Annotated in this window: 5 protein-coding genes; 4 read left to right on the forward strand and 1 reads right to left on the reverse strand. The window is 71.4% G+C overall.

Annotated elements, in window-relative coordinates:
• On the reverse strand, positions 1 to 768 hold a 768-nt coding region (locus QR77_RS21845), incomplete at its 3' end, for a class I SAM-dependent methyltransferase (RefSeq protein WP_078877848.1).
• Between the two features lie 179 nt (positions 769 to 947).
• Here QR77_RS21845 and mshA point away from each other — a divergent pair.
• The 4 genes from mshA to QR77_RS21865 all read left to right on the forward strand — a co-directional run bounded on the left by mshA (position 948) and on the right by QR77_RS21865 (position 6622).
• Positions 948 to 2294, forward strand: coding sequence for a D-inositol-3-phosphate glycosyltransferase (mshA, locus tag QR77_RS21850; RefSeq protein ID WP_040023780.1), 1347 nt, complete (start codon positions 948 to 950; stop codon positions 2292 to 2294).
• A 91-nt stretch (positions 2295 to 2385) separates the two neighbouring features.
• Positions 2386 to 2895, forward strand: coding sequence for a YbjN domain-containing protein (locus QR77_RS21855; RefSeq protein ID WP_040023782.1), 510 nt, complete (start codon positions 2386 to 2388; stop codon positions 2893 to 2895).
• A gap of 293 nt (positions 2896 to 3188) precedes the next feature.
• Positions 3189 to 4754: a glycosyl hydrolase family 28-related protein gene (locus QR77_RS21860; RefSeq protein WP_078876994.1), complete on the forward strand. Its 1566-nt coding sequence runs from the start codon at positions 3189 to 3191 to the stop codon at positions 4752 to 4754.
• Positions 4755 to 4903: 149 nt separating this feature from the next.
• Positions 4904 to 6622 carry a glycosyl hydrolase family 28-related protein gene (locus QR77_RS21865; protein WP_052489680.1) on the forward strand — a complete coding sequence of 573 codons (1719 nt, stop codon included), beginning with the start codon at positions 4904 to 4906 and terminating at the stop codon, positions 6620 to 6622.
• The last annotated feature ends 73 nt before the right edge of the window (positions 6623 to 6695 follow it).

Consider the following 6695-nt stretch of genomic DNA (forward strand, 5'->3'; position numbering starts at 1 on the left):
CCGCGGGCCGCCGGCGAGCGGCCAGTCGCCCGCCAGGTCCCCCACCGCCCTGGCCCAGCGCTGCCGCGCGCCCAGCGACGCGTACGGAGCCGCCGCCGCCCACGCGCGGTCGAAGTCCCGCAGGAACGCGTGCACGGGCTCGCCCGGCACATTGCGGTGGATCAGCGCCTTGGGCAGCCGCTCCGCCAGGTCGGACGGCCGGCCGAGCGAGCCCAGCCGCGCGGCGAAGGTGACCGTACGCGGCCCCTCGGGCCCCAGCGCGACCCAGACATGCCGCCGGCCGATCTCGTCGCAGGTCCCCTCGACGAGCAGCCCGTCCGGCGCGAGCCGCGCGCACAGCCGCGCCCAGACGGCCGCGACCTCGTCCTCCTCGTACTGCCGCAGCACGTTCGCCGCCCGGATCAGCGCCGGCCGGGCGCCCCCGGGCAGCGGGATCTCGAAGCCGCCGTGCCGGAAACGGAGGCCGTCGCGTTCGTACGGCCGCGCCGCGGCGACCCGTACGGGGTCGATCTCGATGCCGACGACCTCTGTAAGAGGCGCTGCCGTACGCAGCCTCCGCAGCAGCTCGACGGCCGTCCAGGGAGCCGCTCCGTACCCGAGGTCCACCACCACGGGATCGGCGCTCCGACGCAGCACCGGGCCGTGCGTGGCCGCGATCCAGCGGTCCATGCGGCGCAGCCGGTTCTGGTGGGTGGTGCCGCGGGTGGCCGCCCCCACAGGGCGGGGGGAAGGGCGTGCGGAGGAGGGTGCGGACGGGCGGGCGGCCATGGGACGAGCGTAACGACCCGCCGGTAACGGCCGCGATGGTTCAGCTCCCGCCGGTAATGATTTGGCAAAAGGGGAAATGAAAAAACGGAATCCGCTGTTGGCCGGGTTCGGAGGGTGACGCAAGCCCTCTGTTTGCCGTGCCCCGAACTCCTGAAACCCCGAGCGAGAGGACCGTAGAGGTGAGCCAGTACGTGTCCCGGATCGCCAGCACGTTCGTGGGACCGCCGAGGCTCCGCATCCCCGGTCAGGCCCGCAGACCCCGCCGTATCGCCATGCTCAGCGTGCACACCTCCCCCCTGCACCAGCCGGGAACCGGCGACGCGGGCGGCATGAACGTCTACATCGTCGAACTCGCGAAGCGCCTCGCCGCCATCGACATCGAGGTGGAGATCTTCACCCGGGCCAGCTCCGGCGGACTCGCCCCCACGGTGGAACTGGCGCCCGGTGTGCTCGTACGACATGTGGACGCTGGTCCTTACGAGGGTCTCGCCAAGGAAGAACTGCCCGCGCAGCTCTGCGCGTTCACCCATGGCGTGATGCAGGCCTGGGCCGGCCACCGGCCCGGCTACTACGACCTGGTCCACTCGCACTACTGGCTCTCCGGACACGTCGGCTGGCTCGCCTCCGAGCGCTGGGGTGTGCCGCTCGTGCACGCCATGCACACCATGGCGAAGGTCAAGAACGCCGCGCTCGCCGAGGGCGACACCCCCGAGCCCGCCGCCCGCGTCATAGGGGAGACGCAGATCGTGCGCGCGGCCGACCGGCTGATCGCCAACACGGCCGAGGAGGCGGCGGACCTCGTCCGCTTCTACGACGCCGACCCTGCGACCGCTGCCGTCGTCCACCCCGGCGTCAACCTGGAGTGCTTCTGTCCCGCTGACGGGCGTGCGGCGGCCCGCGCGCGGCTGGGGCTGCCGCAGGACGCGTTCATCCCGCTCTTCGCCGGCCGTATCCAGCCGCTGAAGGCGCCTGACGTGCTGCTGCGCGCGGTGGCCGTACTGCTGGAGCAGACGCCGTCGCTGCGTACGAAGGTGGTCGTGCCGGTCGTCGGCGGCCCCAGCGGCACCGGCCTCGCCAAGCCGGAGGTCCTGCAGAAGCTCGCGGCGCGCCTCGGGATCTCCGATGTGGTCCGCTTCCGGCCGCCGGTCGGACAGGCGCAGCTCGCGGACTGGTTCCGCGCGGCCTCCGTCCTGGTGATGCCCTCGTACAGCGAGTCCTTCGGCCTGGTCGCCATAGAGGCCCAGGCGGCCGGCACCCCGGTGGTGGCGGCGGCCGTGGGCGGCCTTCCCGTGGCGGTACGGGACGACGAGACGGGCTTTCTGGTGCCAGGCCACGAACCGGCGGCGTACGCGGACGCGCTGCGGCGCTTCATCGACCACCCGGAACTGGTCGACACCATGGGCGGCGCGGCCACCCGCCACGCGCAGTCGTTCGGCTGGGAGACGGCCGCGGGGGCGACGGCGGAGGTGTACACGGCGGCGATGACCGAACACCGCAGGCAGCGCTCGCACACGCACCACGGCTGACCTGGCGGCGGCCACGGGGGTGGTGGGCGCGGCAGCCGGGGCGGCTGCCGGGCGGAGTACGGGCCCGGCTGCCACCGCGTACGCTCGAACCATGGCTGACGCGACTCCGACCGACCCGGCCACGCAGGCGGCGCAGGTCATCGAGCGGACACTGAAGGACGCCGAGCTGGAGTGGGAGAGCCCGGACCCCGGCTCGTACGTCGTCACCCTCCCCGGCACCCGCAAGCTGTCCACCACCTGCTCGCTGCTCGTCGGCAGGCACTCGCTCTCCATCAACGCCTTCGTGATCCGCCACCCGGACGAGAACGCCGAAGGCGTCCACCGCTGGCTCCTCGAACGCAACCTCAAGCTGTACGGGGTGAGTTACGCGGTCGACCGGCTCGGCGACATCTACCTGACCGGCAAGCTGCCGCTCGCCGCCGTCAGCGACGAGGAGATCGACCGGCTGCTCGGTTCGGTCCTGGAAGCGGCGGACGGCTCCTTCAACACCCTGCTGGAACTGGGTTTCGCGAGCGCGATCCGCAAGGAGTACGCGTGGCGGACGTCCCGGGGCGAGTCGACACGGAATCTGGACGCGTTCGCGCACCTGACACAGCGCTGAGACGGCGCGGAGACGGCCCTGACGCGTCGCAGGGACGGCCGTGAGACGGCGCAGAGACGGCCGTGGGGCAGCGCCCGCACTGCCGTTCGCACTGCAGCCCGCACTGCCGTTCGCGTCGTCGCCCGTGCCGTCCCCGGACCTTCCGAAAGCGCTTTCTTTCGTGCATGCTAGCTGTCGTCGCATACGCGAACCTGAACGGCGTTCACATAGACGCCAGAGGCGCGTAGGCCCGCGTAGGCACGCGACACACGTGGACACGAGACACACAGACACGTCAGACGAAGGCAGGGCCGATGACCACCGGAACGTCCGAGCTGTGGCGTGAGTTCGCCGAGTCGCCGTACACCCACCCCCAGATCCCGTACGTGGGCCGGGCCGGCCAGCGTGCCGGCGCGCGCGACTTCCCGCGCCACCCCGTCGCGGCCGACGTCCGGGAGTACGGCGCCAAGGGCGACGGCTCCGAGGACGCGGCCCCGGCCATCAACGCGGCGATCGACCATGTCGGCAGGCACGGCGGCGGCACGGTCACGGTGCCGCCCGGCACGTACCGCATCGACGACCTGATCCGCGTAGGCCACAGCGATGTCATCCTGCGGGGCGCGGGCAGCGACCGTACGACCCTCCTTGCCACCAGGAACCTCACCGAGCTGATCGGCACGTACGGCACCCGGCACGGCGGCAGGAAGTCCGGCTGGTCCTGGTCGGGCGGGCTGATCTGGCTCTGCCCGCAGGACCGGCTGGACGCCCTCACCGCCGCCATCAAGGCCGAGGACTGGCCCTGCGAGGGGTGGACGGGCAACGAACGCACGGACTGGCGGACCCTCACCACCGTCCGTCCGGCGGCGCGCGGCGACCTCACCGTGACCGTCGACGACGCCTCACAACTGCGGCCCGGAGCCCTCGTTCTGCTCCAGCTCTCCGACGACGACTCCCACAGCCTCCTCGCGCACGTGGCGGGCGGGGTGCCGGGCGCCGCGACGTACGACTGGGACGACAAGACGAAGCTGACGTCGTATCTGCCGTACGAGTGGCCCGTACGCGTCATCTCCGTGCGCGGCGACGCGGTCACCCTGGAGCGCCCGCTCCCGCTCGACGCGCGCCCCGAGTGGAACCCGCGCTTCACCACCCTGGTCACGCCCCTCACCGGCTCCGGCGTCGAGGGGCTGACGCTGGAGGCGGTCGAGACGCCGCAGTCGCCGCACTTGCAGGACAAGGGGCACAACGGCCTCTCGTTCCAGTGCGCTTACGACTGCTGGGCGGACGACGTGGTCGTACGGCACGTCGACAACGGCTTCGGTTTCGTCTCCTCTTCCGCGTGCACGCTGCGCCGTACGCGGGTGGCGGGGCGCGGCTCGCACCATCCGTACTACTGCCGCGAGGGCTCGCACGACAACCTCGTCGAGGACTTCGTCGTCGAGCAGCGCACGGTAGCGACGCCCGAGGGCACGCAGTTGCACGGCATCAACGTGGAGGAACTGTCGAGCCACAATGTCTGGTCGCGCGGCCGGATGGAGATGGGTACGTTCGACACGCATCGGGGGATGCCGTTCGCCAACGTACGGACGGACATCACCCTCGCCAACGACGGCCGCCACGGCGGCGACGGGATCGCGGGCCCGCTCTACGGCGCGCGGTTCACCCACTGGAACGTGACGGTCACCAACGGGCGCGCGGGCCTCGTCAAGATCGACGGGATCGCGCCGTACAGCGCGACGGTCGGCATCAGTGAGGTGACGGAGTTCGACCAGATCGATGTCCCGGACTTCGAGGGCGAATTGCACGCGCGGACGGAGCATTACGGCGCTCCGGAGGCGGTGGGCCCCCGGAACCTGTACGAGGCGCAGCGCGACCTGACGTGACGTAACACAAGGCAACCCAACTCAACGCCTATGCCCGCCTCCCGAGTCTTCCCCGGCCACGGGAGGTCGTGGCATGCTCCCTCCAGACGGTCACATGAACGAAGTTCATATATGTGAAACCTGGAGGCGGGTAGTACATGGAACACGACATGGACCAAGGCCGGGACCACGGCTCGAACTACGGCCCCAACCACGGTCAACGCCCCATCGGCAGGCGAGGCATGCTCGCCGGCGCCATAGCCGTGGCGGCCACGGGAGCGCTGTCCGCCGGGCCCGGGGCCGCGACGGCGTTCGCCGAAGCGGGCCCCGCGACCTCGGAGTTGTGGCGAGAGTTCGCCAAGTCCCCGTTCACGCACCCGCAGATCCCGTTCGTGGGAACGGCGGGCTACCGCGGGGGCGCCCGCTCCCGCCCCCGCCTCCCGGTCCGCGCGGATGTCCGTACGTACGGCGCGCGGCCCGACGGTTCCGAGGACGCGGCCCCCGCCATCAACGCGGCGATCGAGCATGTCGGCAGGCACGGCGGGGGTACGGTCACGGTGCCGCCCGGCACGTACCGCATCGACGACATCATCCGGATCGGGTACGACAACGTGGTGCTGCGCGGCGCGGGCAGCGCCCGCACCAAGCTCTACGCGACGAAGAGCCTCACCGAGCTGATCGGCCCGTACGGCAGCCGCTACGGCGGCGACAAGTCGAGCTGGTCCTGGGCCGGCGGCCTCGTCTGGCTCTGTCCGAAGGAACGCTTCGCCACCCTCACCGCCGCCATCAAGGCGGCGGCCTGGCCCTTCGAGGGCTGGACGGGCAACAAGCGCGACGAGTACCGGCCGCTCACCGCCGTACACCCCGCCAAGCGCGGCGACCGCACCGTGACCGTCGCCGACACCTCCGGACTCCGGCGCGGGAACCTCGTCCTCCTCCATGTCGCCGACGACGCCGGCCACACCTTGCTGGAACACATGGCGGGCGGGGGCCCGGGGCCCGAGGCGTACGTCTGGGACGACAAGACGAAGCTGACGTCGTACGTGCCGTACGAGTGGCCGGTGCGCATCACCTCCGTACGGGGCAAGCGGGTCACCCTGGAGCGCCCGCTCCCGCTCGACCTGCGCCCCGAGTGGAACCCGCGGTTCACCACGCTGATCACGCCGCTGACCGGCTCGGCCGTCGAGGGGCTGACGCTGGAGGCGGTCGAGACGCCGCAGTCGCAGCACCTGCTGGACAAGGGCTACAACGGCGTTGTGCTCCAGTGCGCTTACGACTGCTGGGCGGACGACATGGTCGTTCGGCACGTGGACAACGGCTTCGGCTTCGTCGCCGCCTCCGCCTGCACTCTGACCCGTACGCGGGTCGCCGGGCGCGGCTCGCACCACCCGTACTTCTGCCGCGAGGGCTCGCACGACAACCTGGTCGAGGACTTCGTGATCGAGCAGCGCACGGTCCCGGCACCTGCGGGCACGCAGTTGCACGGCATCAATGTGGAGGGCCTGTCCAGCTACAACGCGTGGTCGCGCGGCCGGATGGAGATGGGTACGTTCGACACGCATCGCGGGATGCCGTTCGCCAACGTACGGACGGACATCACCGTCACCAACGACGGCCAGCACGGCGGCGACGCCTCGGCGGGCCCGCTCTACGGCGCGCGCTTCACCCACTGGAACGTCACGGTCACCAACGAGCGCGCCGGCTGCGTCCGCATCGACGACATCGCGCCGTACAGCGCGACGGTCGGCATCAGCACGGTCCGTCCGTTCGGCCAGATCGACGTACCGGACTTCACGGGCGACCTGCACAGCAGGCTGGAGTCATACGGCGACCCGAGCGCGGTGCGCCCACGCAACCTGTACGAGGCCCAGCGCGACCTGGGGGTTTGAGGGGGGAGTTGGGGTTGGGGTGGTGCGGGGGGCGGGCTGTTTGGGGTGCGGGTTCGGGCGGGCGGTCGGGGTG

The organism is Streptomyces sp. 150FB (assembly GCF_000818195.1).
In the GTDB taxonomy this organism is placed as follows: domain Bacteria; phylum Actinomycetota; class Actinomycetes; order Streptomycetales; family Streptomycetaceae; genus Streptomyces.